Consider the following 25,575-nt stretch of genomic DNA (forward strand, 5'->3'; position numbering starts at 1 on the left):
TGATGGGCTACAGCAACCCACCGATCCCGTGGTCGCAGTTCGAGCGCGCCCTGTCCGACAAGCGACCGGACAGCGCGCACGCCGGCGACGGCGGGGACAGCCCGGCGTGGTCGCGCAAGCGGTCCCGGTACGTTCCGCCGACACCCACGGCCGACGACGACGCCCCGGTCGTGCCGTACGCCGAGCTGCACGCGCACTCGACCTTCAGCTTCCTCGACGGTGCCAGCGGTCCGGAGCACCTGGTCGAGGAGGCTGCGCGGCTGCACCTGCACGGCCTGGCGCTGACCGACCACGACGGGTTCTACGGTGCTGCCCGGATGGCCGAGGTGGCCGAGGCGTACCCGACGGTGACGACCGTGTACGGCACCGAGCTGTCCCTCGGCCTGACCGAACCGCAGAACGGCGTCCCCGACCCGGAGGGCACGCACCTGCTGCTCCTCGCCGACGGGCAGGTCGGCTACCACCGGCTCGCGGCAGCCGTCACGCGGGCGAACCTGGCCGCCGGCGCCGAGAAGGGGCGGCCGCAGTACGACCTCGACGAGCTCGCGGCGCAGGCCGACGGGCACTGGCGGGTCCTCACGGGGTGTCGGAAGGGCACCGTCCGCCAGGCCCTCGAGCGCGGGGGCGAGTCGGCGGCGGACGAAGCCCTGCGGGCACTGCTCGACCGGTTCGGCACGGCCGGGGTGGTCGTCGAGCTGACCGACCACGGCGAACCGCTCGACACCGCCAGGAACGACGTCCTCGCGACGCTCGCGGCACGGCACGGACTGCCCGTCGTGGCGACCGGGAACGTGCACTACGCGACCCCGGACCGCTTCCCGGTGGCGACCGCGCTGGCGGCCGTGCGGGCTCGGCGCAGCCTCGACGAGATCGACGGCTGGCTCCCGGCAGCCCCGACCGCCCACCTGCGGTCCGGCGCCGAGATGGCCAGGCGCTTCGTCCGCTGGCCCGGGGCGGTCGAGACGAGCGTCGACCTGGCCGACGAGCTCGGCTTCCGCCTGCGGACCGCCAAGCCCGGGCTGCCGGACGTCGAGGTCCCCGAGGGGCACACCACGATGTCGTGGCTGCGCGAGCTCACCTGGCAGGGCGCCCGACGGTTCTACCCGGGCAGCGCCGACGGGGTCGACCCGGAGAAGCGCGAACGCATCGAGCGGGAGCTGTCCGTCATCGCGGACAAGGACTTCCCGGGGTACTTCCTGATCGTGCGGGACATGGTGCAGTACGCCCGACAGCGCGGCATCCTGTGCCAGGGGCGTGGCTCGGCAGCGAACTCGGCCGTCTGCTACCTGCTCGAGATCACCGCGGTCGACTCGATCCGGTACGGGCTGCCGTTCGAGCGGTTCCTGTCGGCGATGCGCGACGAGGAGCCCGACATCGACGTCGACTTCGACTCGGACCGTCGCGAAGAGGTGATCCAGTACGTCTACGAGAAGTACGGTCGGTTCAACGCGGCACAGGTCGCGAACGTCATCACCTACCGGCCGAAGGGCGCCGTGCGGGACATGGCGAAGGCGCTCGGGCACAGCCCCGGGCAGCAGGACGCCTGGTCGAAGCAGGTCGAGCGGTGGGGGTCGGTCACCGAGAGCCAGGACCACGACATCCCGGACACCGTGGTCGACATGGCCCAGCAGGTGCTCGGCTTCCCGCGGCACCTCGGCATCCACTCCGGGGGCATGGTGCTCACCGACCGGCCCGTGGGCGAGGTCGTGCCGATCGAGCACGCCCGGATGGACGGCCGCACCGTGCTGCAGTGGGACAAGGACGACTGCGCCTACATGGGGCTCGTGAAGTTCGACATGCTCGGGCTCGGGATGCTCGCGGCGCTGCAGTACTCGTTCGACCTGGCCGACGAGCACTGCGGGGAGCGCTGGGACATGCACTCGATCCCGAAGGAGGAACAGGGCGTCTACGACCAGCTCTGCCGCGCGGACACGATCGGGGTGTTCCAGGTGGAGTCCCGCGCGCAGATGGGCACCCTCCCGCGGCTGCTGCCCCGACGGTTCTACGACCTGGTGATCGAGGTCGCGCTGGTCCGCCCGGGGCCGATCCAGGGCGGCGCCGTGCACCCGTACATCCGGCGCCGGACGGGCGAGGAACCGATCACGTACATCCACCCGTCGCTCGAGCCGGTGCTCGAGCGGACGCTCGGGGTGCCGCTGTTCCAGGAACAGCTCATGCAGATGGCCATCGCGGTCGGCGGCTGCTCGGGGGACGACGCGGACCTGCTCCGGCGGGCGATGGGGTCGAAGCGCGGCCTCGAGAAGATCGAGCGGTTGCGCGAGAAGCTCTACGCGGGGATGGCGGCGAACGACATCCACGGTGCGGACGCCGACGCGATCTACGCCAAGATCCAGGCGTTCGCGAACTTCGGGTTCGCGGAGAGCCACTCGATCAGCTTCGCGCTCATCGTCTACGCGAGCGCCTGGATGCGGCTGCACTACCCGGGAGCGTTCCTGGCGGCGCTGCTCCGGGCGCAGCCGATGGGGTTCTACTCGCCGCAGACCCTCGTCGCCGACGCCCGGCGGCACGGGGTGCGGGTGTTGCGACCGGACGTCCTGTGCTCGGCGGTCGACGCGTCGCTGGAGCCCCTGCCCGACGGCGAGGGCGGTCCGACGGGGGCCGACGCGTGCCTGGCCGAGGAACAGCCACCCGTGCTGCCGTTCGACGGCTCGCTGCCCGACGACACCGCGGAGCACCGTCGCGACGGCGCCTTCGCCGTCCGCCTGGGGCTCGTCGAGGTCGCCTCGCTCGGCCGGCGGAGCGCCGAGGCGATCGTCGCGGAGCGCGAGGCGCACGGACCCTTCACCGACATGTCCGACCTCGCCCGCCGGGTCCGGCTGACGACGGCGCAGCTCGAGGCACTGGCCGCGGCGGATGCCTTCGCCGGGCTCGGCATCGACCGGCGCAGCGGCATGTGGTCGGCGGCGCAGGCGGCTGCGGAACGCCCCGACCAGCTGCCCGACACGCAGGTCACCGTGCAGCCGCCGCTGTTCGGGCAGATGACGAGCGGGGACGTCCTGATCGCGGACATGTGGTCGACGGGCATGTCGACCGACGACCACCCCGTGCACCACGTCCGACCACGACTGCGTGCCCGCGGGGTGCTCAGCGTGCAGGACACCGCGACGGCGGAGACCGGACGGCGGGTCGAGGTGGGTGGCATCGTGACGCACCGGCAGCGTCCGGCGACGGCGTCGGGCATCACGTTCCTGAACGTCGAGGACGAGACCGGGCTGGTGAACGTCATCTGCAGCGTCGGCGTGTGGGGGCGGTACCGGCGGGTGGCACGGGAGTCGCCGGCCGTGGTGGTGCGGGGGATCCTGGAGCGGTCGCCGGACGGCGTGGTGAACCTGGTGGCGGACCGGATCGAGCACCTGCCGCTGGCGGTGCGGACCCGGTCGCGGGACTTCCAGTGACCGGTCAGGACCCGGTCTGCTCGCGCACCACGGGGATGCGCACGGTGACCTCGAGGCCACCGGACCGGACGTTGCGGAGGGCAGCCGTGCCTCCCGACCGTTCCGCGATCGCGCGCACGATCGCGAGCCCGAGGCCCGAGCCGCCCGGCACCGGCACCCCGCCCGTCGCGGGGTCCGGGTCGCGACGCGAGGTCCGGGCCTCGTCCGGTCGGGTGAACCGGTCGAACGCGACGGGGATGAACGACTCGGGGACACCGGGGCCGTCGTCCGTGACCTGCAGGACGCCCTCGTCGCCCTCGACCCGCCACGACACGAAGACGCCGCCGCCGCGGGGGAGCGCCGCGACCGCGTTGCTCGCCGTGTTCGTGACGAGCTGCGCCATGCCGCCGGTGTCGAGGCGGAAGCGCGGTTCCGCGGTTCCGGCGGGGTCCGGGGTGCGCTCGAGGTCGAAGTCGACCGTGATGTCCTTCGTCGACGCGATGAGGCGCACCCGGTCGACGGCGGCCATGACCTCGTCGCCCAGGTCGCTCCAGGTGGTGGTCGGCTGCGCGCCGTCCTGTTCGCGTTCCTCGGCGTCCTCGATGCGTGACAGCGTGAGCAGGTCGTTCGCGAGCCGCGAGAGCCGGGCGACGCTCCGCTTGGCACGGTCGATGTGCGCCGCGAGCGCCGCCGCGTCGTCGCCGTCGAGCGAGGCGAGGTCGAGCTGGGTGGTGAGGATCGCGAGGGGCGTCCGCAGCTCGTGGCTGGCGTCCGAGACCATCTGGCGCTCGCGCTCCGTCACCTGGCGGGTGCGGGCGAGGAACGCGTTCAGCGTGGTGGCGAGCGAGGCCAGTTCGTCCTGTGCCGGACCGACCGGCAGCTCGGCGCGCTCGGGGGCGACGGAGAGCCGTTCGGCTTCGCGGCGCATCCGGTTCACGGGGCGGAGCGCGGCGGTCGCGAGGGCCCAGGACGCGATGCCGAAGGCGATGAGGATCGCGAGGCCGGTGAGCGACAGGGTCGTGGTGAGGTCGTCGACCACGATCGCCTCGGCCTGCGAGTTCCGTGCGGCGACGACGGTCCAGCGTCCGGCGGCGTTGACCGGGTGCTCGATGACGACCCGGTACTCCGACCCGGAGACGGTGATGAGCGACGTGCCCGACTCGGTCGACGTCAGGCTGCCGAGTGCCCGTTCGACCCGGGGCGGCATGGTGGACAGCCGGATCTGGCCGGAAGGTGCCACGACGGCGACGAGCTGGGCATTGCCCGGCGCGGACAGGTCGGGGTCGCTGTCGACCTCGAGCGTCGCCACGTACGGGTCGACGTCGGCGTCGAGCAGGGTCCGGGTGGCGCTCGCGACCACGCTGACGACCTGGAAGCGCATGACGAGCACGAGCAGCAGGATCACGACCGCGGCGATGGCCGTCGAGCCGATGGTGATGCGCGCGCGGAGCGAGAGCACCCGGAGCGGCCGGGGCAGCCCGCGACCGCCGCGCGCCGTCCCGGTGGTGGGTGCCGACCCGGTCACGCCCCGAGCAGGTCGAGCCGGTAGCCGCGGCCCCGGACCGTCGCGATGGCGACCGTCGCCTCGTGCGAGGTCAGCTTCTTGCGGAGGTACGAGATGTACTGCTCGACGACGTTCGGGTCGACGTGCTGCGAGCCGTCCCAGACCTCCTCGAGGATCTTCGGGCGGTCGACGACCGTGCCGACCGACCGCGCGAGCAGCCGGAGCAGGGCGAACTCGGTCGGGCTGACGGCGACGCGCTGGCCCTTGATCGAGACCCGTCGGGCCTCGGAGTCGATGGCGACGTCGCCGACCTCGATGACCCGCTGCCCGGCGGCCGACTCGCGGCGACCGAGCGCGCGGAGGCGGGCGGTCAGCTCGGCGAACGCGAAGGGCTTCGTGAGGTAGTCGTCTGCACCCGCGTCGAGTCCGAAGACCCGGTCGTCGACGGCGTCACGCGCGGTGACGAGCAGGATGCGCACGGGGTCCTCCCGCTCGCGGATCCGGCGGGCGAGCTCGAAGCCGGACATGCCCGGCATCATGACGTCGACGACCGCGAGGTCGAAGGCCTGCTCGCCGAGGGCGATGAGCGCCTCGACACCGTTCTCGACCGCCGTGACGCGGTACCCCTCTGCCGCGAGCCCACGCTCCATGAGCGCGCGCATCTCGTCGTCGTCCTCGACCACCAACAGGCGCATGATCGACCTCCTCGGCCCCCATCGTGGCAGGGAACGGGCACCAGTGGGCGGTTCCGGGTGGGAAGTCGCTGAATCTCGTCACAGTGACCCCGGTCCGTCGGCCGAGCGCACGGTGCCGCCGGCGCGTCACTCGGACGAGGGTAGGACGCTCCGTCCCGCAGAGTGGGGTATCGGCCCCTCGGGCGCCGCGTTGGTAGGCTCCGCACCGGACACGGCGTACCCGACGCAGTGTCCCGAGGGGGCACCGTGCAGGATCAGGAGAACCGTCCGTACCGTCCGGACGACAGCGTCCACCCGGCGATCGTCCGGTTGCACGTCGAGCTGGAGGCGGCACGGCACGGCATCGGCGTGCTGGGCGAACTGGACGACGCCGGGCGCGAGCGGGTCGTCGCCGAACTGCTGAGCGCGGTGCCGGACGTCGCGAGCCGCGCGGCCCACGAGGCCGGCGCCGAGCGAGCGGTCGCGACCATCCAGGGCTTCGGCGGGACGGGGTCCGAGGACCACGAGCCGACGACGGCGCTGTGGGACCGACTGGTGCTCACCGCCGTCGAGGCAGCCGTCGCCGTCGACGCTCCCGCTGCCGTCGACGCTCCCGCTGCCGTCGACGCTTCCGCTGCCGTCGACACGGACGCTGTCGCAACGGCGGCAGTGTCCGACCACGCAGCGCACCACGCCACGGCCTGACGGCGCCCCGCGCGCAGGCCTGGCCCGCGGCGGGCCTCAGTCGTCCTCGCCGAGCAGCTCCTCGCGCACGCGCCTGATGTCCTCGAGCAGGGCGCCGATCAGCACCCAGTGGCGCGAGTTCGGCCGGACGACCTCGAGCGGCGCCGTCAACGCGGGCTCGGTCGCCGTCGTGTCGTCCCCACCGGTGCCGGTGAAGCCGTCTCGCTCCGCGTGGTGCAGCCGCGTCGCCTCGACCCGTGCGCTGAGGGCCCGGACGTCCGCCCCGACGCGGGCGACCTCGGTCGCGATGCTCCCCACCACCGGGTCCGACCGGAGGTCCGGCGCGGTGTTGTCGCGGATCGCCCGGGTCATCCCGGTGACGCGCGTGACGAGCACGCGCAGGTGCTCGGCGATCGCCGTGTCGCGCTGCAGGATCGTCCGGTGCCGGCCGCCGCGCGGGTTCATCGTCAGCGACTCGCCCGCAGCGGTGAGCGATGCCTCGGCCCGCGCGTGCTGCTGTCGGAGCGCCCGCGCCTGCCGCAGGGCGTCGTCCCACCGGGCGGCGTCCCAGCCCTCGGTGAGACCGATCGCGATCCGCTCGAACGCGGCGGCGGTGTCGCGCGCGAGTCGGGCGACCGCGAGGTGCGCCGGCTCGAGCAGGACCGGCGGCACGATCACGGCGTTCACCGCCAGCGCGACGACCGCACCGATGACGGTCTCGAGGATCCGGTCGGCCGAGTAGTTCGGCGTGACGACCCCGGCGGTGAGCACGAGCATGCCGCTGATGCCGACCTGGGTGGCGGAGGTCGGGGTCAACCGGAGCGCCCAGCTCAGCAGGATCGCGAGCACGATGACGACGAGCACGACCCAGACCGAGTCGCCGAGCAGCAGGTGGAACGCGGTCGCGAGCACGACACCGAGCACCACGCCGGCGCTGCGCTCGAGCCCCTTGACGAAGGACTGGTTGATGCTCGGCTGCACGACGAGCAGCGCGGCGATCGCGGCGAAGGTCGGGAACGGTCCGTCGATGAGGACACGGCACAGCAGCACCGCGGCGACCACCGCGACCGCGGTCTTGACGACCTGCAGGAACGGCGTTCGGCTGGAACTGCGGAGACGCGCGACCGGGTTCACGTCGACCACGGTAGCCACCAGCCGCACGCCGAGCCGTGCACGATGGCGACGAATCCGCCGTGGCACGGTTGACTGGTCCCGTGTGGCCCAACCACGAGCGCGTCATCCCGCAGGCCTTCGCCGGCTCCGGGACCTCCGTCGTGGCCGCACGCGCGCACTCGGTCGAGCCGTCGGGCAACGGGTACCTCTACGGCTACGAGGTCGACACCGTGGACCGGGCCGGGCAGCGCGCCACCGTCCTGACCTACGTCGACACCGGTGGCGCTCACGACCAGAACAGCGCCATCGTCACCGACCCCGCAACCGGTGAGCCCGTCTCGGTCTGGGCCTACCCGAACGACCCGGGGTTGCCGGTGCTGCCGCAGGTGACGTACCGCGACGCCGTCGCCGAGCTCCTCGCGGGCCTCGGCATGCCGGTGACCGATCCGGTGCTGTCGGTCGCCGCCTACCGCCCGGGCAAGCGCGCGGTGGTGCGTGTCGACGCTCCGGAGCGCGTGCTCTTCCTGAAGATCGTCCGCCCGCACCGCGTCGCGCCGATCGTCGAGACCCACGAACAGTTCGTCGCGGCCGGGCTGCCGGTCCCGCGCGTGCTGTCGAGCCGGGGTGACGGGCTGCTCGTGCTCGAGCGCATCCGCGGCGTGCCCGCGGGGAGCCGGATCACCGAGATCGCCGACGACCCGCGGTTCGTCGCGTCCCTCGCCGCCCTGACCGGCCGCATCGCGACGGTCCCGATGACGCAGCAGGCGCGAGCCGACGCGATGGACCACGCGGACTGGCACCGCCGGACGCTCGTCGCCGCACTGCCGCAGGACGCCGCCGAGGTCGACGAGCTCTACGACGCCATCGGTCGCCGGTCCATCGGCTGGGGCGCCGCCACGAAGCAGGTCGTGCACGGCGACCTGCACCTCGAGCAGGTCTTCGTCGACGACGACGAGCCGTGGCGCATCTCCGGTCTGCTCGACATCGACACCGCCGGCTGGGGCTTCCCGGTCCGCGACGTCGGGGCGGTCGTCGCCCACCTGGTCGTCACCGGGCTGTGGCACCGGTCCCGCGGGGACGCGGAGCGCGGGGCCGCGGCCGAGCGGCTCGCCGACGCCGTCGCCCGCGACTGGGTCGCCCGGAACCCCGGGGAGGCCGACCGCATCGGTCCGGCGATCGGCGCGCAGCTCCTCGCCCACGCGGGCGGGCAGGCCACGACCGGGTCGGAGAACGGGATCCGGACGGCCCAGCAGCTGTTGGCGGCGACCCGCGCCGCGCTCGCCGAGGCGACGCCGACCGTGCCGTCGGACGGTGTGTTCCGTCCGCGGTCCGCACCGCAGGTCTGACCGGGCCGTCTGCCGGACGCGGCCGGGCAGGTGGCGGGGAGTCGCGCCTCCCGACCGACGTCGGTCCCGGCCACGTCGGGTCGGACGGGAGGCACGACGCGCGCGGGTCCCGTCGAGTCGCCTCCGTCGGGGGTGCGGGAGTAAACTGTGCGCAGCACGCACCGTGTCGTCGCGTGCCGCGTCGATTCCGGACGCGGCTGTCGGTCACAGAACCGACGCGGGGACCGGATCCGTGGGCGTCCGACGGGCACCACGTGCGTGCGACGGCGCCGGCTCCCGGCGCGGATCGTCGTGTCGAGCACCCGCGGGGTGCCGGCCGCACGAGCCGCAGGGGTCCACCGGACGTCCCACGACGGGACCGGCGCACGAGCGGGCCAGGGTGGCCCGTGGACCGGGGTCGCACCAGACGCCGGTCGAGGACTTCCCGCCACGACGGCGGCTCGCCCGTGCGGAACGGGCGCGAGAAGGAGGAGCGTTGGCTCGATCAGGCACCCGGCGAGCAGCCGGCGGGACGCGGACCGCGTCGCGCCGCACCCGGCCGCTGGACAACGACGGTGTCATCCCGGTGCTCGCCCGCGCGGTGCGCGAGGTCGAGGCCGCGGCGCAGCGCGGACCGCTCAAGGCGTCCAACCGGTCGAAGTTCCAGGCGGTGGCCCTGCTGATGCGCGAGGAGCGTGCGCGGGTCAAGGCCGACCCGGAGCTCACCGACGCGCAGCGTGCCGAGCAGCTCAAGCGTCTCGACGGTGTCGCCACGATCCTGGCGAAGACCGCGGCGCGCGACACCAGCGTGATCCAGCTGCTGACCGAGGAGGCCTCGGTGAGCGAGGCGACGCGGACGGTCAAGCGCGACATGATGATCGCCGGCGGGATGGAGCTGCAGCCCGAGGAACTCGTCATCGCGGCGGAGCCCTCGCCGGTCGTCGAGTCGCCCGTGCGCGCCGTCGTGCCGCAGGCGGTCGTGCAGCGGCAGCTCGCCAACCCGTTCCTGCCGCCGGACTTCGCCCTCGCCGACCAGCCCGTCGCGCACCCGCGTCGCCTGGCGAACTGGGAGCTGTTCGGTCCGCTGTTCAAGTCGTTCGAGTACGGCGCGGGCGGGGGAGCTGCGTCGATGCAGCTGCCCGAGCCGACGTCGCTGCACTCGCGCTCCGGCACCACCCTGATGAAGCACCAGGCGGAGCTCGTCGCCGCCGCGTCGCACGGGCACCGGACCTTCCTGCTCGCCGACGAGCCCGGCCTCGGCAAGACCGCGCAGTCGCTGCTCGCCGCCGACGCCGCGAACGCCTTCCCGCTGCTGGTCGTCGTGCCGAACGTCGTCAAGACGAACTGGGCGCGTGAGGCCGAGCGCTGGGTGCCGAACCGCACCGCCACCGTCATCCACGGCGACGGCGACGACCTGGACGGCTTCGCCGACATCGTCATCGTGAACTACGAGATCCTCGACCGGCACGCCGGGTGGCTCGGGTCCTTCGGGTTCAAGGGCATGGTCGTCGACGAGGCCCACTTCATCAAGAACAAGGAGTCGCAGCGCTCCCGGTTCGTGCTGCAGCTCGCCGAGCAGATCCGTTCGCGGGTGTCGTCGCCGCTGTTCATGGCGCTGACCGGTACCCCGCTGATCAACTCGGTCGAGGACTTCCGGACCATCTGGGAGTTCCTCGGCTGGATCGACGACAAGAAGCCCCGCGCGACGCTCATGAACGAGCTCGAGGACATCGGGCTCACCCCGGCCGACCCCGGCTTCTTCGTCGAGGCGCGCAAGGCCGTCATCGACCAGGGCATCGTCCGACGCCGCAAGGTCGACGTCGCCGCCGACATCCCCGCCCGACGCATCGCCGACATCCCGGTCGAGCTCGACGGTGACGAGGGCCGCTCGATCCGCGACGCCGAGCGGGAGCTCACTGCGAAGCTCGTCCGCCGCTACCACCAGGCGCTCGACGCCCGCACCGGGCAGGACCCGGTCGTCGGCATCGACCACAAGCTCGTCCGCCAGGTCGCGCGGTGGGAGCTCGAGGACCAGGACGCCTCGTCGACCGGCGAGAACGTGTTCTCGATGGTGCGGCGCATCGGTCGCGCCAAGGCGCAGCTCGCGGCGGACTACGCGGCGCAGCTCGCGTCGAACGTCGGCAAGGTCGTGTTCTTCGCCAAGCACCTCGACGTGATGGACCAGGCGGAGGAGGTCTTCGCCCGTCGGCACCTGAAGACCGCGACCGTCCGCGGCGACCAGACGCCCGCGCAGCGCACGGCCGAGATCGACGCGTTCGTGAACGACCCCGACGTGGCCGTGATCGTCTGCTCGCTCACCGCCGCCGGCGTCGGCCTGAACCTGCAGGTGGCGTCGAACGTCGTGCTCGCCGAGCTGTCGTGGACGTCGGCCGAGCAGACCCAGGCGATCGACCGCGTGCACCGCATCGGACAGGAAGAGCCCGTCACCGCGTGGCGCATCATCGCGGCGCAGACGATCGACACCAAGATCGCCGAGCTCATCGACTCGAAGGCGTCCCTGGCCGCCCGCGCGCTCGACGGCTCCGACGAGGAGATCGCCGACTCGGGCGACATCCAGCTCGACGCGATGGTGGCGCTGCTGACGGAGGCGCTCGGGGGCTGAGTGCTCGGGTGGGCGTGCTCGTGCGGGGTGCCATGTCGTACGCTGGCGCGAAGTGCTCCCGCACAACCAGAAGCGGCTCGAACCACGGAATTCCGTGGTTCGAGCCGCTTTCGGTTGTGCCGGGCGCCGGGTGCCGGGTGCCGCGTGCAGCGTGCCGCCTCAGATGCGCGACTGCACCTCGGCCAGGGACGGGTTCGTCGCCGTGCTGCCGTCCGGGAAGACCAGCGTCGGCACGGTCTGGTTGCCGCCGTTGACCTCGGCGACGAGCTCGGCCGTGCCCGGGGTGTGCTCGATGTCGACCTCGCGGAAGGGCACACCAGCCTTGGTCATCTGGTTCTTCAGCCGGGCGCAGTAGCCGCACCAGGTCGTCGTGAACATCGTGACGCCGCCGGCCTCGGGCACGAACGCGTCGCGGGTGACTGTCTCGCTCATGAGGCCCAGGCTAACCCCGTCGGTTCGGGGAACCCCGGTGACCCCTGGTAGACAGGAGCGCGTGACGGACACCCACCTCGAGATCGAGCGTACGTACGACATGCCCGAGGGCGACGCCCTACCGGACCTCGTCGGCGTCGGCAGCATCGCCCGGACGGAGCACCAGGAGCAGTTCGAGCTCGACGCCACCTACTGGGACACCGAGCGGTACGACCTCGTCGCGTCGCGCGTGACCGTCCGACGGCGCACCGGTGGCCCGGACGCCGGCTGGCACATCAAGCGCGCCGCGTCGGACACCGTCCGGCACGAGCAGCACTTCCCCCTGACCGAGGACGCCGACACGGTGCCAGACGAGGTCCTCGCCGCACTCTTCACCGAGCGCCGTGGTCGCGGCCTGCGCCCCGTCGTCCGCATCACCACCACCCGGGCGGTCACCCGGCTGCTCGACGAGGACGACGACCAGGTCGCCGAGCTCGCCGACGACCGCGTCGTCGCCCGACGCCTGGACGACCGGGCACCCGCGACCCCGCACACCTGGCGCGAGGTCGAGGTCGAGGTGGTCGAGGGCGTCGACGAGCAGGTGGCGCACGAGCTGTTCGCCTCGCTCGACGGGCGCTTCGCCGACATCGGCGCGCACCCCGCGGCGGTCACCTCGAAGCTCGCGCGGGGCCTCGAGGGTGCCCCCGCTGCGCGGCTCCGGACGGCGGAGAAGCCCGAGAAGCACACCGCCGCACGGGCACTCACCAAGCGCCTGCGCAAGCTGCGTGGGGCCCTGCTCACCCTGGAGGCACAGCTCCGGTCCGGCGCGGACGCCGACCTCCGCGAGACGGCCCGGACAGCCCTGGACATCGCCGCCGTGCTCGGCTCGTACCGTCCGGCCTTCCCCGCCACCTCGGCCGCCGACCGCGCCGCCGAGGCCGCTGCCTCCCTGGCCGCCGTGACGGCACGAGCCGCGTTGGCCGACTACCTCGTGGAGCGCCTCCCGTACGCGTCCACGCCGGCGCAGGACCTGCTCGTGGACGCGATGACCCGGGAGCGGGTGCTCGCCGCCACCCGTGAGCGCCGCGCCGTCGCGGTCGGCGAGGTCACGGCGTTCCTCCACTCGGAGCCGTACCTCGAACTCCTCGACGCCCTCGACGACGCGGTCGAGCGGCCGGCCCCGACCCCGTGGGCGCTGCGGTCACCGAAGCACGTCGCGCAGGACGTCTCGGCGATCGAGAAGCCCCGTGTCCGCGAACTCGTCCGGAACGCCGTCGGGGACGACGACGAGAGCGTCGGGCTCGTCGACCGCGAGGCCGCCGAGCGTGCCGCGACGGAAGAGGCCTGGCGGGCCGCGACGCGCGCCCGGGCGGCGATGGACGTCCTCGGTGACGACGCCTTCCCGCACGCGCTGTGGAAGCGGATCGGGGACGCCGCGGACGTGCTCACCGAGCGGGTGCGCTCGCTCCACGCCCTCGACGTGCTCCGCGTGCACTCCGGCATCGCCGAGCGTGGCGGCGAGGGCACGTTCGGCTACGGCGTGCTCGCGGGGGACCGTGTGCGGCTCGCCGAGGACTCCTACGACCAGGCGGTGCACGCGCTCAACCGGGTCTGAGCCCGGCAGCGCGCTACCGGCTGCCGGCCCCGCTCAGCCGGCGGCGATCGGCTCCGCGGAGGCCGCCGCAGCGTTCACGTCGGCCAGGCCGAGCACGTCGAGCAGCCAGGCGAGCTCGAACGCCCGCTCACGCCAGGAGTCGTACCGGCCGCTCACCCCGCCGTGCCCCGCGGCCATCTCGGTCTTCAGCAGCACCGGAGCACCGACTTCGCGGAGCTTCGCGGTCCACTTCGCCGGCTCCACGTAGAGCACACGCGTGTCGTTGATCGACGTCACGGCGAGGATCTGCGGGTACTGCACGTCCTCGCGCACGTTCTCGTACGGCGAGTACTCGCTCATGTACTGGTAGACCTCGGCGTCGTGCAGCGGGTCGCCCCACTCGTCCCACTCGATCACGGTGAGCGGCAGGTCCGGGTCGAGGATGCTGGTCAGCGCGTCGACGAACGGCACGGCGGCCAGGATGCCCGCGAAGCGCTCGGGCGCCAGGTTCGCGACGGCACCCATCAGCAGACCACCGGCGCTGCCGCCCTCGGCCACGAGACGGTCGGCGCTCGTCCGGCCGCTCTCGATGAGGTGCTCCGCGACCGCGACGAAGTCGGTGAAGGTGTTCTTCTTCGTCAGTGTCTTGCCGTCCTCGTACCAGTGCCGACCCATCTCGCCGCCACCCCGCACGTGGGCGACCGCGAAGACGACCCCACGGTCGAGCATCGACAGGCGCATGACGCTGAAGCCCGGGTCGATCGAGTGCTCGTACGAGCCGTACCCGTACAGGTGCAGCGGCGCCGGGGTGTCGGCATCGACCGCGTCGCGGCGCCAGACGAGCGAGATCGGTACCTTCGTGCCGTCCGGGGCGGTCGCCCAGTCACGCTCCTGCACGTAGTCGGCCGGGTCGTAGCCGCCGAGGACGGGCTGTCGCTTGAGCACCGTGACCTCGCCGGTCGCCAGGTCGAGGTCGCTGACCTCGGACGGGGTCACGAAGGACGTGTAGCCGATGCGCAGGGTCGGTTGCTCCCACTCCGGGTTGCCGCCGAGCCCCGCCGAGAACAGCGCTTCGTCGAAGGGGACCTCGTGCGCGTCGCCGTACCCGTCGCTCTCGATCGGGATGACCGCGACGCGGGGGAGCGCCTCGGCCCGGTACTCGAGCGCCAGGTGACCGGCGAAGGCGTCCACGGACTCGATTCGGCGCTCGGAGTGGTGCGCGACGACGACACGACGGTCGTGCTCCGAGGTCGGGTCGTCCGCGGGGACGTCGACGAGCTCGAAGTTCTCGGCACCGTCGTTGTGCAGTACCAGGAAGCGGTCGCTCCCACCGACGATGGCGTGCTCGATCTCGTACTCGACGCCGTCACGCCGCGGCCAGACGACCCGGAACTCGCCGGTCGGGTCGGCCGCGTCGAGCACCAGCGCCTCGGACGTGATCTTCGACCCGAGCTCGATGACGATGTACTGCGACGAGCGGGTGACGCCGACGCCGACCCAGTAGCGGTCGTCGGGCTCCTCGAACACCACGACGTCGTCGCCGGTGGCGCTGCCGACCGCGTGCCGCCAGATGCGGTCCGGACGCCAGGACTCGTCGACCGTCGGGTAGAACACGTACTGCCCGGACGGGTCGAAGGTGGCGCCCGATCCGGTGTCCGGGATCTCGTCGCCGAGGTCGGTGCCCGTCGTGAGGTCGCGCACGTGCAGCGTGTAGCGCTCGTCGCCCTCGACGTCCACGCCGTAGAGCAGGCGGGTGCCGTCGTCGCTGATGTCGTAGCTGCCGAGCGAGAAGAAGTCGTGCCCCTCGGCCAGGGCGTTGCCGTCGAGGACGACCTGCTCACCGGGCAGGGCCGCAGCGCCCTCGTCGACCCTGGGCGGCGTCCAGTCGTCCGGGCCGCTGATCGGCGCGCGGCACTGCACGCCGTACTGGCTGCCCTCGGCCGTGCGCGTGAAGTACCACCAGTCGCCCATGCGCACCGGCACGGAGAGGTCGGTCTCCTGCACGCGGTTCTTCACCTCGGCGAAGATGCGGTCGCGGAGGCTCGCGAGGTGCGCCGTCCGTGCCTCGGTCCACGCGTTCTCGGCCTCGAGGTGGGCGAGGGTCTCCGGTGACTCCTTGTCCCGCAGCCACTCGTAGTCGTCGACGAAGTCGATGCCGTGGTGGGTCCGCGTGACGGGCCGCTTGGCGGCGGTCGGCGGGGTGGCCTGGGCGTGCTCGCTGCTCACCACGCCACCCTATGCGCCCGGGCCTCGACACCTGCTCGCACGCGCTCGGTGAACGCGTCGAGCTCGGCCACCACCGCCGGCGCGATCCACGCTCGGCGCCGACGACGGTCGGTCACCGGTCGCAGGACCCCGGCCCGGCAGAGGTCGGCGACCGTGGTCTCGAGCAGCGGCTCGACCGGCCCCCTGGCGACGCCCTGCGCGACCGAGCGGCGGAGGAGGTCCTCGGCGTGGTCCTCGGTCAGGACGGCATCCTGCTCGAGTGCCCGCCCGAGCACCGCGTGCGGGCCGGAGGCGCAGGTCGTCGCCGCGCGGTCCTGCGCCACCTCGTCGAGCAGCAGACCCGTCACGAGCGCCTCGTCCGAACCGGTGCCCACGGCGATCGCCACCTCGCGGACCCACTCGTCGACGTGCCCGTCGCGGTACTGCGTCAGGTGACGGAAGTACCTGCCGCGCTCGGCGACCAGGACGGACGAGACCGGTGGGCTCGCCCGTCGCGTCGCTCCCCGACGGCGCAGCACCGCGGCGACGAGCGCGCGGCCCGTCCGACCGTTGCCGTCGGTGAACGGGTGGACCGACTCGAACTGCGCGTGTGCGATCGCCGCATGGGCCACCGGGTGCAGGTCGTCCCGCTCGAGGAACGCGAAGAGATCGCCCATGAGCGCGGGGACGAGGTCGGGCGGCGGCGGGACGTGGTCGGCGTCACGCGGTATGCGTTCGCCGCCGATCCAGTTCTGCACGGTGCGGTAGCGGCCGGCGTGCGGACCGTCCACGGGGTCACCGCGCAGCAGCCCGCGGTGCGCGTCGAGGAGCGCGCCCTCGTCGAGGTGGCCGGCCCCGGCTGCCCGGACCAGGCGCTCGAGGGCGTCCCCGGCCTGCACCATCGCCGAGGCGCTCGTGTTCGCCCGCACACCCACCATGGCCCGTGCGACGTCCTCGGCCGTGGCGTCCTCGTGCTCGATGCGCGAGGTCGCGGCCGCCTCGGTACGGGTGAGCAGCCGGTGCAGGGGATCGGGACCACCGTCGTCGTCGAGGGCTCGGAGCGCATCGAGGCTCCGGTCGAGCAGCGCCGCGGTCGCGTCGTCGGGCTCCCAGCAGGCGTCGGCGATGCGCGGTGGGACGGAGGCCGTGACGGTCGAGGTCGTCCGGACGTCGCGGTCGCCGCGGAGGGCGCTGCGCCACGGGCGGACGACGGTGCCGTGCGCGGGCCAGGTCGGTCGGGGTCGGGACACGGCGCCTCCTGGGGACTCGTCGATCGTGGGTGACGAGACGGTAGGACAGCCCAGCTCGCCGACACCAGGAATCCGGATTTCGCGGGCGAGGACGGTGGGCCGCCGTACCGTGGTGGCATGCGCAACTCGTTCGTCGTCACCGGGGCCCACGTCGTCCCCGTCACCGCTCCGCCCTTCGACGGGGGTGCCGTCGTCGTCGAGGACGGCCGCATCACCGCGGTCGGCCCCGACGTCGCGCCGCCGCCCGGCCTGCCCGTGTTCGACGCAGCCGGCGCCTGGCTCGTCCCCGGCTTCGTCGAGTCGCACGGCCACGTCGGCATCCACGAGGAGGCGAACGGCTGGGCCGGTAACGACACGAACGAGATGACCGACCCGAACCAGGCCGCGGTCCGGGCGATCGACGCGGTCGACATCGACGACGAGGGGTTCCGCGACGCGCTGTGCGGCGGCATCACGAGCATCGTCGTGAAGCCCGGGTCGGGCAACCCGATCGGCGGGCAGACCGTCGCCATCAAGACCTGGGGCGGGCGGACGATCGACGAGCAGCTCGTCTCCGACGCCGTGAGCGTGAAGAGCGCCCTCGGCGAGAACCCGAAGCGGGTGTACGGCGAGAAGGGGAAGACGCCGTCGACGCGGCTCGGCGTCGCCAAGGTCATCCGCGAGGCCTTCGTCGCCGCCCAGGACTACCGCACCGCGCGCGACGCAGCCGCGGCGAAGGGGGAGCCGTTCACCCGCGACCTGACGAAGGAGACGCTCGTCCGGGTGCTCGACGGCGAGCTCGCCTGGGACCAGCACGTGCACCGGCACGACGACCTCGCGACCGCACTCCGCCTGGCGGACGAGTTCGGCTACCGACTGGTCGTGAACCACGGCACCGAGGCCCACAAGATCGCGGGCCTGCTCGCCGAGCGCGACGTCCCGGTCATCTACGGCCCGTTGTTCACGAGTCGCTCGAAGGTCGAGCTCCGCGACCGCGGCATCCCGAACGTCGTGGCGCTCGCCGCCGCCGGCGTCCGGGTTGCGATCACGACGGACGCGCCGGTCGTACCGATCGCGATGCTGGTCGACCAGGCCACCGCGGCCGTGAAGGAGGGCCTGCCCTGGCAGACCGCGCTCGAGGCCCTCACGACGAACCCCGCGGACTTCCTCGGATTCGGCGACCGAGTCGGCCGCATCGCGCCGGGCTTCGACGCCGACCTCGTCCTGTGGGACGGCGACCCGCTCGCCGCGACCAGCCGCGCGACGCGCGTCTGGATCGAGGGCGCGTCCGTCTACGAGTGGGCCGACGGGACCGGCGTCACCACGCCGCGCTGGTGACCCGGTGACCGACTGGAGGCCCGTGGCGGCCCCGCCACGGGCCTCCAGTCCATCGGGGTCGGCTACTGCTCCCGGGACAGCAGGAAGTCGTTGATGCGCTCGGTCATCCGCAGGTCCATCGACCGCGCGACGCCGTTCAGCGACCGGATCGGCGCCGCCTGACGCACGCTCGACAGCAGCCAGAGGGCGTCGGCGGCCTCGAGGTCGGCCAGGGTGAGCAGCTCGTACGACGTCGCGATGCCCTCGCCCTCGGCGAAGCGGAAGACGTCGGCCTGCGTCGTCCCGGCCAGGATCCCGATGTCGGTCCGCGGTGTGACGAACCGCCCGTCGACCGACGCCACGAGGTTCGCGCGGGTGCCCTCGAGCACGTAGCCGTCGGTCGACACGAAGAGCGCGTCGTCGGCGCCGCGACGCTCGGCCTCGCGGAGCGCCGCCATGTTCACCGCGTAGGACAGCGTCTTCGCGCCCTGCAGCAGCCACGGCGAGGTCCGCTCGACGTCGTGCCGGTAGCCGCGGTCGAGCGTCACGACGGCGATGCCCTCGGTGCGTGCGGCGGACTGGTCGCCGGACGGCGCCGCGTAGACCCACCCGGTCGGACGTCCCGAGCCCTCGACGCCGCGGGTCATCACGGTCTTCGCGAACGCCTCGCGCACCGGGTCGAGCCGGGCGCACGCCGCCTCGATCGCCTGGCGCCACGCGTCGAGGTCCGGCGTCGGGAGGTCGAGCATCGCGGCGGACCGGACGAACCGAGCCAGGTGCGGTTCGAGTGCCTGCGGCCGACCGTCCACCACGGTGATGGTCTCGAACACCCCGTCGCCGCGGATCGCACCGAGGTCCTGCACCTGCAGGTGCTCCTCGAGCGGCTTCGCCCACGTGTACGCGTCGGCCTCGGGGTCGTGCGGGGCGGCGTCGCGCGAGGGCTGGTTGAGGACGGCGAGGACGGTGTCGGTCATGGCACCATCCAACCGCAGCGCCGGGCCGGGGGCGTCAGTCGCGGCCGGGGAGCGCGCCCATGAGCTTCCACACGGCGGGCGTCAGCTCGGGGTGCTGCAGGGCGATGCGGCGGAGCCGGTGGTACTCCTCACCGAGCTCGGTGCCCTGCCCGGAGGCCGGGTGACCCGCCCAGTGCGCGCTGCGCTGCCCGATCGCCGCGTCGAGCTCGACCGCGTCCGCCCGGAGGATGAGCACGACCTGCTCGTCGACGGTCGGGAGCGTGGGCATGAACTCCCACGGGTCCTCGCCCGCGCGGCTGCGGTGCTCGACGATCATCGAGATCTCCTCGGCGGCCTCGGCGCGCAGCACTTCGAGGCTGCGCCCGGTCCTGCGGGGCTCAGCCATGGTGCCCCCGCAGCCCGCCTGCCATGCCAGCGATCGTACGCCAGCACGGAGCGTCCACCGGACACGTCCGCCAGACTGGGGACCGTGACCGAACGCGACGAGACGAAGTCCCAGCACGCCCCGGTCGTGGTCGTCTACCTGCTCCGCGACGGCGCCGACGGCCCAGAGGTGCTGCTCGGCGAGAAGCGCCGCGGGCTCGGTTCGGGACGGCTGGTCGGGCCGGGCGGCAAGCGGGAGCCGGGGGAGCCGCCGGTGGCGGCAGCGGTCCGCGAGGTGGCGGAGGAGGTCGGCCTGCGCCTCGAGACGGCCGACCTGGAGGCGCGTGGCACGTTGGACTACCGGTTCCCGTTCCGTCCGTCCTGGTCCCAGGTCTCGGACGTCTACGTGTGCCGCCGCTGGCAGGGAGAGCCCTCGGGCAGCGACGAGCTGGAGCCGCGGTGGGTCCCGGTCGACGCGGTGCCGTACGACGCGATGTGGGACGACGCGCGCTACTGGCTGCCGGGGGTGCTGGCCGGCGGGAGCGTCCGGGCGCGCTTCACCTTCGCGGAGGACAACGCGACCGTCTCGGGCTTCAGCGGCGCAGGCGTCTGACGGGCGGCGCGGCCCACTGACAGGCGGCGCTGCCCACTCGCTATCTGCGCGGGGGTCTAGCGGGCGCCGGCGCGGCCCTGCTGCACGCGGGTGCTGCCGGTGCGCGCCTCCTCGGCGGCTGCCATGACGTCGGCGTCCCCGCTGCGGCCACCGAGCGGGCGGACGAAGAAGTCGACGATCCCGGCCGCGATCGCCCCGAGGACGGCGAACATCGCCCAGCCGACGAACAGTCCGGCGGTGTTCCGGCCGTCGGCGGGCGCGAGGAACACGCTCGCCGCGTAGAGCGCGGCCGCGATCACGAGGAACGCGACGACGGCGGTGACGAGGACGCGGTGCCAGGCGGTGCGCGGGTGCATGCCGATCAGGATACGCGCGGTCCGGGGAACGACCGAGCGGGGGACGGAGTCGCTCAGCGCTCGGCGTGCCGTCCGTGCTGGCGCTCCTCGGGCGCGGCGGTCCGCGTCGTGCGGGATCCTGCCGGGGACGGGCGGCGACCGGACGCGTCCACGCGGGGGACGGGACGGGTGCGCGGGCCGCTGGACGAGCCTGCCGGCCGACCCGGGCCGGACCGGTCCGCCTGCCGCACCACGGGGATGCGTCCGGTCGGGGTGGCCTCCTGTTCGAGCCCGTCCCGGCCGCCGGTGAAGACGTCGCCGGAGACGCGGTCGTCCTCCCAGTCGTCGCGCAGGACGCTCAGCGTGCCGGTCTCGGTCGAGGTCAGGCCGTGGCGCTCGAGCTCGGCGTCCCGCTGCTTGCCGAGGAACTCGCGGTTCGCGGTCTGCGCGTCCTGGAACATCGTCGTGCGGTCGTTCACGATCGCGGAGATCCGGCGGCGTTCCCACCACTGCTTGCCGAAGAACATCAGCACGAGCCCGGCGGCGGCGTAGCAGCCCATCGTGATGAGTCCACGGCCGAACCCGGGGCCGACACCGTAGATCTCGTGCTTGATCATGTCGACCATGCTCGAACCGACCACGACGTGGTTGAGCCACGCGAACGGCTCCGGCATGAACCACTTCGGGTACGCGCCGCCGGAGGACGGCATCGAGAGGAAGACGAAGCAGATCATCGCGGGTGCGGCGATGAACCGGCCGACGAAGTAGCTCAGACCGTTCACGGCGAGGCCGATCGCGACGATCCAGCCCCAGGCGATCAGGACGAGTTCGATCCAGTGCCCGTGGATCGCGCCGACGACGGGTCCGGCGAGCGTGTTCGTGATCAGGGAGATCACGAGGCCGCCGACGACGATCACGGTCATCCGGGTGCGGTGCCGCAGCGGGCCGCCCATGATGCCGATGAACATCGCGACCATGTAGCCGCCGATGCACCAGGCGAGCATGACGTACATCGCGACGGTGCCGTACTCGTCGTACGCGGGCAGCGGCGCGAGCTCGGTGACGGTCGGGGCGGCGACGCCGATGCCGGTGAGCACGGAACTCAGCGTCGCGGGGACGAGCGAGGCGACCTGGAACTGGTGGGCGCTGGCCTTGAAGACCTCGTTGGCGGACGGGTCGTACGCGACGGCCATCGTGCCGGCGAGGACGTCCTGCTTCGCCCGGGCGAGCGAGTCGTAGACGTGGAAGACGTACTCGCCGGGCAGGGCCTTGTCGACGGCGGCGACGAGCGTCGGGTCGCTGCCGACCAGCGCCACGGGGACGTCGTGCGGGTGCGGGGCGTGGAAGGCGAAGACGTAGCAGAGGCAGAAGCCGACGATGAAGAACAGCGGCATCCACAGCTGCAGCCCGATGAGCTGCAGCGAGGGGTGGAGCGTGCCGTACCAGCGGCGGTAGCGACTGATCTTCTGCGGCTCGGGCACCGGCGCCTGACGCACGCGTGCCGCGCGGTGACCGCTGCCACGACTGCCGGCGACCGGTGCGCCGCGGCGGGGCTTCGAGCCGCCGCGGGTCGAGGGGCGGGTCTGCCGGGGCTTCGGCGCGGACGACCGCGGCACTCCGTCGCGATCGGGGAGGTCGCTGTTCCTGGGGACGTCGTTCCGCGGCTCGCTCACTCGGCGCTCTGCTCCTTCTGCTGGTCGGAGCATCACGGTACGCCGAGGGCGCTCACCGTGCGCCGAGAGCTGATGGAGCAGGACCGGCCGCGGTCGCGGCTGCGCCGGACCGGCAACGCCCGGGTCAGGACCGGCTGCGGGACGCCTGGGCCGAGTCCATCGCGAGCTCCTCGGCGTCGAGCGTCACGAGCACGCGGCGCATGACCTCCTCGTCGAGGTTGCCCTTCTCACGCTCCTCGAGCACGATCTCGCGCCGCCGGTCGAGCAGCTCGCGCCGGATGTCCTGGATCTGGGCGCCGCGGAGACGGAGGGGGGCGTTGCGGTCCTCGACCTCCTCTTCCTCGGCGTCGCGGCGGAACGTCTCGGCCTGCCGTTCGAGACGGGCCTTCAGCCGGTTCACGACGCTGTCCGACGCCTCGGCGCCGTACTGCTCCGCCCACGCCGGTCGCCGCCGTTCGAGCAGGGCGATCGCGGCCTCGGTCGTGCGCTGGTTGAGGCGCATCTCGCTCCGGACGTCCGCCTCGCCCTCGGCCGGGTCCTGCACCTGCAGCGCCCGGATCACGAAGGGCAGGGTCAGCCCCTGCAGCAGGAGCGTGCCGACGGTGACCACGAAGGCGATCACGAAGATGGTGTCCTGCGCCTTGACGTCGACCGAGTTGCCGACGACGGAGACCGCCGCGGCGAGGGTCACCACACCGCGCATGCCGGTCCACGAGATGACGGTGAGCTCCCGCCAGTTCAGCTTCGGTTCGGCGGAACCGCGCAGCCAGCGCAGGGACGGGTGACCGCGGGACAGCCGGACGCGCAACGGTCGCAGCCACCGGCCGTTGAAGCGGTTGCGCACGTACGACTCGAACACGAAGAGCGGTCGCACGAGGATCACGACGACCAGGACGACGGCCGCCGCGGTGAGGGTCTGCGTCAGGCTGCGGTCGCTCTCGACGAGGTCCTGCACGACGGTCTTCAGCTGCAGGCCGATGAGCGCGAAGACGAACCCCTCGAGGATCACGTCCGCACTCGTCCACAGCGGGCGCTCCTGCAGTCGGGTCGCGTAGCCCTCCTTCGGCGAGTTGTAGCCGATGTACAGGCCCGCGGTGACCACGGCGATGACCCCGGACCCCGAGAGGTGCTCGGCGAGGACGTAGGCGACGAAGGGCAGCAGGATGCTCATGATCGTCTCGACGACCGGGTCGTTGATGCGCATCCGGATCCAGTGGACGGCGACCCCGAGCACGATCCCCACCGCGAGGCCGACACCGATCGCGAGGCCGAAGATGCCGAGGTCCTGCCAGATCGTCAGCGACGTACCCGCGGCGATGAGGGTGAAGACCCGCACGAGGGTGAGCGACGCGGCGTCGTTGATGAGGCTCTCGCCGGACAGCACCGTCATCACCCGACGCGGGAGCCCGAGCTTCCGACCGATCGCCGCGGCGGACACGGCGTCCGGCGGAGCGACCACGGCGCCGAGCAGGATCGCCGCCGGCCAGTCCATGTCCGGGATGAGGACGTACGCCGCGACCGCCACCGCGAGGGCGGTGACGATGACGAGGAAGATGCCGAGTCGTCGGATCTGCTTGATGGACTGCCGGAAGCTCTGCCACGACACGTCGAGGGCGGCCGAGTAGAGCAGCGGCGGCAGGACGACGGTGAGGATCACCTCGGAGTCGATCTCGATCTCCGGCAGGCCCGGCAGGAACGAGACCGCGAGCGCCACGGCCGTCACCAGCAGGGGAGCGGGGAGACCCTTCGCCCGCGCGAAGCCGGTCACCGCGAGTGAACCGATCAACAGGATGAGGAGTTCCGCGGTGTCCATGGGACTCATTCTCCCATCGACATGGTTCGCACCCTGAACGATCCCGCAGGCACGGTGAACGCGAGGTGAACGACAGGGTTTGCCACGAGGCCGATCGGCTGGGACACTTGCCCGCGGTGGACATCACACTCATAGTCGTCCTGGTCATCGCGTTGGCCCTCTTCTTCGACTTCACAAACGGTTTTCACGACACCGCCAACGCGATGGCGACACCGATCGCCACCGGTGCCATGAAGCCCAAGGTGGCCGTCACGGTCGCCGCGGTGCTCAACCTCGTCGGTGCGTTCCTCAGCACCGCCGTGGCGACGTCGATCTCGCACGGGCTGATCAACGAGGGCCCCGGTGGCGTCGCGATCACCCCGGAGATGATCTTCGCGGGCCTCATCGGCGCGGTCGTGTGGAACATGATCACGTGGCTGCGCGGTCTGCCGTCGTCGTCCTCGCACGCACTGTTCGGTGGACTCATCGGCGCCGCGATCGTCGGCGCCGGCTTCGACTCCGTGAACTACGCCGCGCTGCTGACCGTCGTGATCATCCCGGCGTTCCTGTCGCCCGTGATCGCCGCGCTGGTGTCGCTCCTGGCCACCCGCATCGCCTACCGCGTGACCCGCCGTCCGGTCTTCCCGAACGAGCGTGGTGGCTTCCGCATCGGCCAGGTGTTCACGAGCTCCATGGTGTCGCTCGCGCACGGCACGAACGACGCGCAGAAGACCATGGGCGTGATCACGCTGACGCTCATCGCCTCGGGGGCGCAGTCGGCGGACCAGGGCGTGCAGTTCTGGGTCGTCGTCGCGTGCGCGCTCGCGATCGCCCTCGGCACCTACACCGGTGGCTGGCGGATCATCCGCACCCTCGGCTCCGGCATCACGGAGATCCGCGCCACGCAGGGCTTCGCGGCGGAGGCGTCCACCGCGGCCACGATCCTGGCGTCGAGCCACCTCGGCTTCGCGCTGTCGACCACGCAGGTGTCGTCGGGCTCGATCATCGGTGCGGGCCTCGGCCGCCGCGGCTCGAAGATCCAGTGGTCGACCGCGGGCAAGATCGTCATCGCCTGGTTCATCACCCTGCCGGCCGCCGCGGCCGTCGGTGCCGTCGCGTCGGGGATCGCCCGGCTCGGCGTCGGGGGACTCGTCATCGACGCGGTCGTCGGTGCGGCCGTCATCCTCGGGCTCTACCTGTGGTCGCTCCGCAAGCCGCACGACCAGGCGGCAGCGATCGAGGTCGACGTGGCCGCCAACGCGGTCTTCACCCGCAAGGAGCTCCGCGACATGCAGCGCAAGAAGCGTGCCGCGCGGGTCGCCGAGCGCCGCGCCGAGCTCAGCCGCGAGCGCACCCTGCGCCGCATGGCCGGACGGAACGGAGGACGCCGCTGATGGGCATCGACTGGTTCGCATTCCTGACCGTCGCGATCGTCGCGGTCGTCGCCGCGTGCTTCGTGGTCCTCGTCTACTCGATCGGCCTCCGTCTCTGGAGCGCCGCCGACACCCGCGCCGGCAAGTACACCGTGAAGGACGACGGCACCGTCGGCCCCGCCACGGCCGGCTTCCCCCAGCCCGGCACCGTGCAGCCCGGCGTCCGCGCGTTCCGCGCGCTGGCCGTCGCGTGCTTCGCCGTCTCCGGCCTGGCCGTGCTCTACGGCATCTACCTGATCGTCCCGCAGTTCCACTGACGGTCGCGACCACCTGACGGACGGCAGGCCCGTGGCGACGCCGCCACGGGCCTCCCGTCCG

At 72.6% G+C, this 25,575-nt stretch carries 20 protein-coding genes; 9 read left to right on the plus strand and 11 right to left on the minus strand.

What is annotated here, in order from left to right:
- The first annotated feature begins 2 nt into the window (after positions 1 to 2).
- Positions 3 to 3,416 (plus strand): error-prone DNA polymerase, encoded by a 3,414-nt coding sequence (locus tag ACIPEQ_RS07820; RefSeq protein ID WP_402714745.1) that lies wholly within the window; start codon positions 3 to 5, stop codon positions 3,414 to 3,416.
- Between the two features lie 4 nt (positions 3,417 to 3,420).
- Here the strand turns inward: ACIPEQ_RS07820 and ACIPEQ_RS07825 are convergent, their stop codons facing one another.
- Together ACIPEQ_RS07825 and ACIPEQ_RS07830 are read right to left on the minus strand one after the other, a co-directional pair.
- Complete coding sequence (locus ACIPEQ_RS07825) at positions 3,421 to 4,920, minus strand: sensor histidine kinase (protein WP_402714746.1); 1,500 nt, start codon at positions 4,918 to 4,920, stop codon at positions 3,421 to 3,423.
- A complete protein-coding gene (locus ACIPEQ_RS07830; protein WP_066653196.1) occupies positions 4,917 to 5,594 on the minus strand; it encodes a response regulator transcription factor in 678 nt (225 codons plus the stop codon). The genes ACIPEQ_RS07825 and ACIPEQ_RS07830 overlap by 4 nt, the downstream gene beginning before the upstream one ends.
- Before the next feature lie 246 nt (positions 5,595 to 5,840).
- Between ACIPEQ_RS07830 and ACIPEQ_RS07835 the strand changes: the two genes are divergently transcribed.
- Positions 5,841 to 6,278 (plus strand): hypothetical protein, encoded by a 438-nt coding sequence (locus ACIPEQ_RS07835; RefSeq protein ID WP_402714747.1) that lies wholly within the window; start codon positions 5,841 to 5,843, stop codon positions 6,276 to 6,278.
- Positions 6,279 to 6,314: 36 nt separating this feature from the next.
- Here the strand turns inward: ACIPEQ_RS07835 and ACIPEQ_RS07840 are convergent, their stop codons facing one another.
- Positions 6,315 to 7,391, minus strand: coding sequence for an aromatic acid exporter family protein (locus ACIPEQ_RS07840; RefSeq protein ID WP_402714748.1), 1,077 nt, complete (start codon positions 7,389 to 7,391; stop codon positions 6,315 to 6,317).
- An 80-nt stretch (positions 7,392 to 7,471) separates the two neighbouring features.
- Here ACIPEQ_RS07840 and ACIPEQ_RS07845 point away from each other — a divergent pair, with 80 nt between their 5' ends.
- Positions 7,472 to 8,716, plus strand: a complete 1,245-nt coding sequence (locus ACIPEQ_RS07845; RefSeq protein ID WP_402714749.1) for a phosphotransferase enzyme family protein — start codon at positions 7,472 to 7,474, stop codon at positions 8,714 to 8,716.
- Between the two features lie 475 nt (positions 8,717 to 9,191).
- Complete coding sequence (locus ACIPEQ_RS07850; RefSeq protein ID WP_174234671.1) at positions 9,192 to 11,318, plus strand: DEAD/DEAH box helicase; 2,127 nt, start codon at positions 9,192 to 9,194, stop codon at positions 11,316 to 11,318.
- Between the two features lie 159 nt (positions 11,319 to 11,477).
- Here the strand turns inward: ACIPEQ_RS07850 and ACIPEQ_RS07855 are convergent, their stop codons facing one another.
- Positions 11,478 to 11,750, minus strand: a complete 273-nt coding sequence (locus ACIPEQ_RS07855; RefSeq protein ID WP_126890265.1) for a mycoredoxin — start codon at positions 11,748 to 11,750, stop codon at positions 11,478 to 11,480.
- A 61-nt stretch (positions 11,751 to 11,811) separates the two neighbouring features.
- Here ACIPEQ_RS07855 and ACIPEQ_RS07860 point away from each other — a divergent pair, with 61 nt between their 5' ends.
- Entirely contained in the window at positions 11,812 to 13,344 is a 1,533-nt protein-coding gene (locus tag ACIPEQ_RS07860) for a CYTH domain-containing protein (protein ID WP_402714750.1), read from the plus strand.
- 33 nt (positions 13,345 to 13,377) lie between these two features.
- Here the strand turns inward: ACIPEQ_RS07860 and ACIPEQ_RS07865 are convergent, their stop codons facing one another.
- Complete coding sequence (locus ACIPEQ_RS07865; RefSeq protein ID WP_402714751.1) at positions 13,378 to 15,549, minus strand: S9 family peptidase; 2,172 nt, start codon at positions 15,547 to 15,549, stop codon at positions 13,378 to 13,380.
- Entirely contained in the window at positions 15,546 to 16,778 is a 1,233-nt protein-coding gene (locus ACIPEQ_RS07870; protein WP_402714752.1) for a Fic family protein, read from the minus strand. Before ACIPEQ_RS07870 ends, ACIPEQ_RS07865 begins: the two co-directional genes overlap by 4 nt.
- Before the next feature lie 117 nt (positions 16,779 to 16,895).
- Between ACIPEQ_RS07870 and ACIPEQ_RS07875 the strand changes: the two genes are divergently transcribed.
- Positions 16,896 to 18,095, plus strand: a complete 1,200-nt coding sequence (locus ACIPEQ_RS07875; RefSeq protein ID WP_402714753.1) for an amidohydrolase — start codon at positions 16,896 to 16,898, stop codon at positions 18,093 to 18,095.
- A 62-nt stretch (positions 18,096 to 18,157) separates the two neighbouring features.
- Here ACIPEQ_RS07875 and ACIPEQ_RS07880 read toward each other — a convergent pair whose 3' ends face one another.
- Both ACIPEQ_RS07880 and ACIPEQ_RS07885 read right to left on the minus strand, forming a co-directional pair.
- The gene (locus ACIPEQ_RS07880; RefSeq protein ID WP_402714754.1) at positions 18,158 to 19,048 is read right to left on the minus strand and encodes an aminodeoxychorismate lyase; all 891 of its coding nucleotides are present in this window, start codon (positions 19,046 to 19,048) and stop codon (positions 18,158 to 18,160) included.
- A 34-nt stretch (positions 19,049 to 19,082) separates the two neighbouring features.
- A complete protein-coding gene (locus ACIPEQ_RS07885) occupies positions 19,083 to 19,433 on the minus strand; it encodes a tryptophan synthase subunit alpha (protein ID WP_126890271.1) in 351 nt (116 codons plus the stop codon).
- Positions 19,434 to 19,517: 84 nt separating this feature from the next.
- Here ACIPEQ_RS07885 and ACIPEQ_RS07890 point away from each other — a divergent pair, with 84 nt between their 5' ends.
- A complete protein-coding gene (locus ACIPEQ_RS07890) occupies positions 19,518 to 20,024 on the plus strand; it encodes an 8-oxo-dGTP diphosphatase (protein WP_161972560.1) in 507 nt (168 codons plus the stop codon).
- Between the two features lie 56 nt (positions 20,025 to 20,080).
- Here the strand turns inward: ACIPEQ_RS07890 and ACIPEQ_RS07895 are convergent, their stop codons facing one another.
- From ACIPEQ_RS07895 to ACIPEQ_RS07905, 3 genes are all read right to left on the minus strand, one after another.
- Positions 20,081 to 20,380 carry a hypothetical protein gene (locus ACIPEQ_RS07895; RefSeq protein ID WP_209677962.1) on the minus strand — a complete coding sequence of 100 codons (300 nt, stop codon included), beginning with the start codon at positions 20,378 to 20,380 and terminating at the stop codon, positions 20,081 to 20,083.
- Between the two features lie 53 nt (positions 20,381 to 20,433).
- Positions 20,434 to 22,032, minus strand: a complete 1,599-nt coding sequence (locus tag ACIPEQ_RS07900) for an ABC transporter permease (protein WP_402714755.1) — start codon at positions 22,030 to 22,032, stop codon at positions 20,434 to 20,436.
- Positions 22,033 to 22,156: 124 nt separating this feature from the next.
- Entirely contained in the window at positions 22,157 to 23,845 is a 1,689-nt protein-coding gene (locus ACIPEQ_RS07905; protein WP_126890275.1) for a sodium:proton antiporter, read from the minus strand.
- Positions 23,846 to 23,961: 116 nt separating this feature from the next.
- Here ACIPEQ_RS07905 and ACIPEQ_RS07910 point away from each other — a divergent pair, with 116 nt between their 5' ends.
- Both ACIPEQ_RS07910 and ACIPEQ_RS07915 read left to right on the plus strand, forming a co-directional pair.
- On the plus strand, positions 23,962 to 25,218 hold the full coding sequence (locus tag ACIPEQ_RS07910; protein ID WP_250366590.1) for an inorganic phosphate transporter: 1,257 nt from the start codon (positions 23,962 to 23,964) through the stop codon (positions 25,216 to 25,218).
- Complete coding sequence (locus tag ACIPEQ_RS07915; protein ID WP_402714756.1) at positions 25,218 to 25,514, plus strand: hypothetical protein; 297 nt, start codon at positions 25,218 to 25,220, stop codon at positions 25,512 to 25,514. The genes ACIPEQ_RS07910 and ACIPEQ_RS07915 overlap by 1 nt, the downstream gene beginning before the upstream one ends.
- The last annotated feature ends 61 nt before the right edge of the window (positions 25,515 to 25,575 follow it).

The sequence above is a fragment of the Curtobacterium sp. NPDC087080 genome (assembly GCF_044745105.1).
GTDB lineage: Bacteria > Actinomycetota > Actinomycetes > Actinomycetales > Microbacteriaceae > Curtobacterium.

Coding starts and splice junctions, on each gene's coding strand:
- ACIPEQ_RS07820 (WP_402714745.1), top strand. CDS start 3: ATGGGCTACAGCAACCCACCGATCCCGTGGTCGCAGTTCGAGCGCGCC.
- ACIPEQ_RS07830 (WP_066653196.1), bottom strand. CDS start 5,594: ATGCGCCTGTTGGTGGTCGAGGACGACGACGAGATGCGCGCGCTCATG.
- ACIPEQ_RS07855 (WP_126890265.1), bottom strand. CDS start 11,750: ATGAGCGAGACAGTCACCCGCGACGCGTTCGTGCCCGAGGCCGGCGGC.
- ACIPEQ_RS07875 (WP_402714753.1), top strand. CDS start 16,896: ATGCGCAACTCGTTCGTCGTCACCGGGGCCCACGTCGTCCCCGTCACC.
- ACIPEQ_RS07880 (WP_402714754.1), bottom strand. CDS start 19,048: ATGACCGACACCGTCCTCGCCGTCCTCAACCAGCCCTCGCGCGACGCC.
- ACIPEQ_RS07885 (WP_126890271.1), bottom strand. CDS start 19,433: ATGGCTGAGCCCCGCAGGACCGGGCGCAGCCTCGAAGTGCTGCGCGCC.
- ACIPEQ_RS07895 (WP_209677962.1), bottom strand. CDS start 20,380: ATGCACCCGCGCACCGCCTGGCACCGCGTCCTCGTCACCGCCGTCGTC.
- ACIPEQ_RS07905 (WP_126890275.1), bottom strand. CDS start 23,845: ATGGACACCGCGGAACTCCTCATCCTGTTGATCGGTTCACTCGCGGTG.
- ACIPEQ_RS07915 (WP_402714756.1), top strand. CDS start 25,218: ATGGGCATCGACTGGTTCGCATTCCTGACCGTCGCGATCGTCGCGGTC.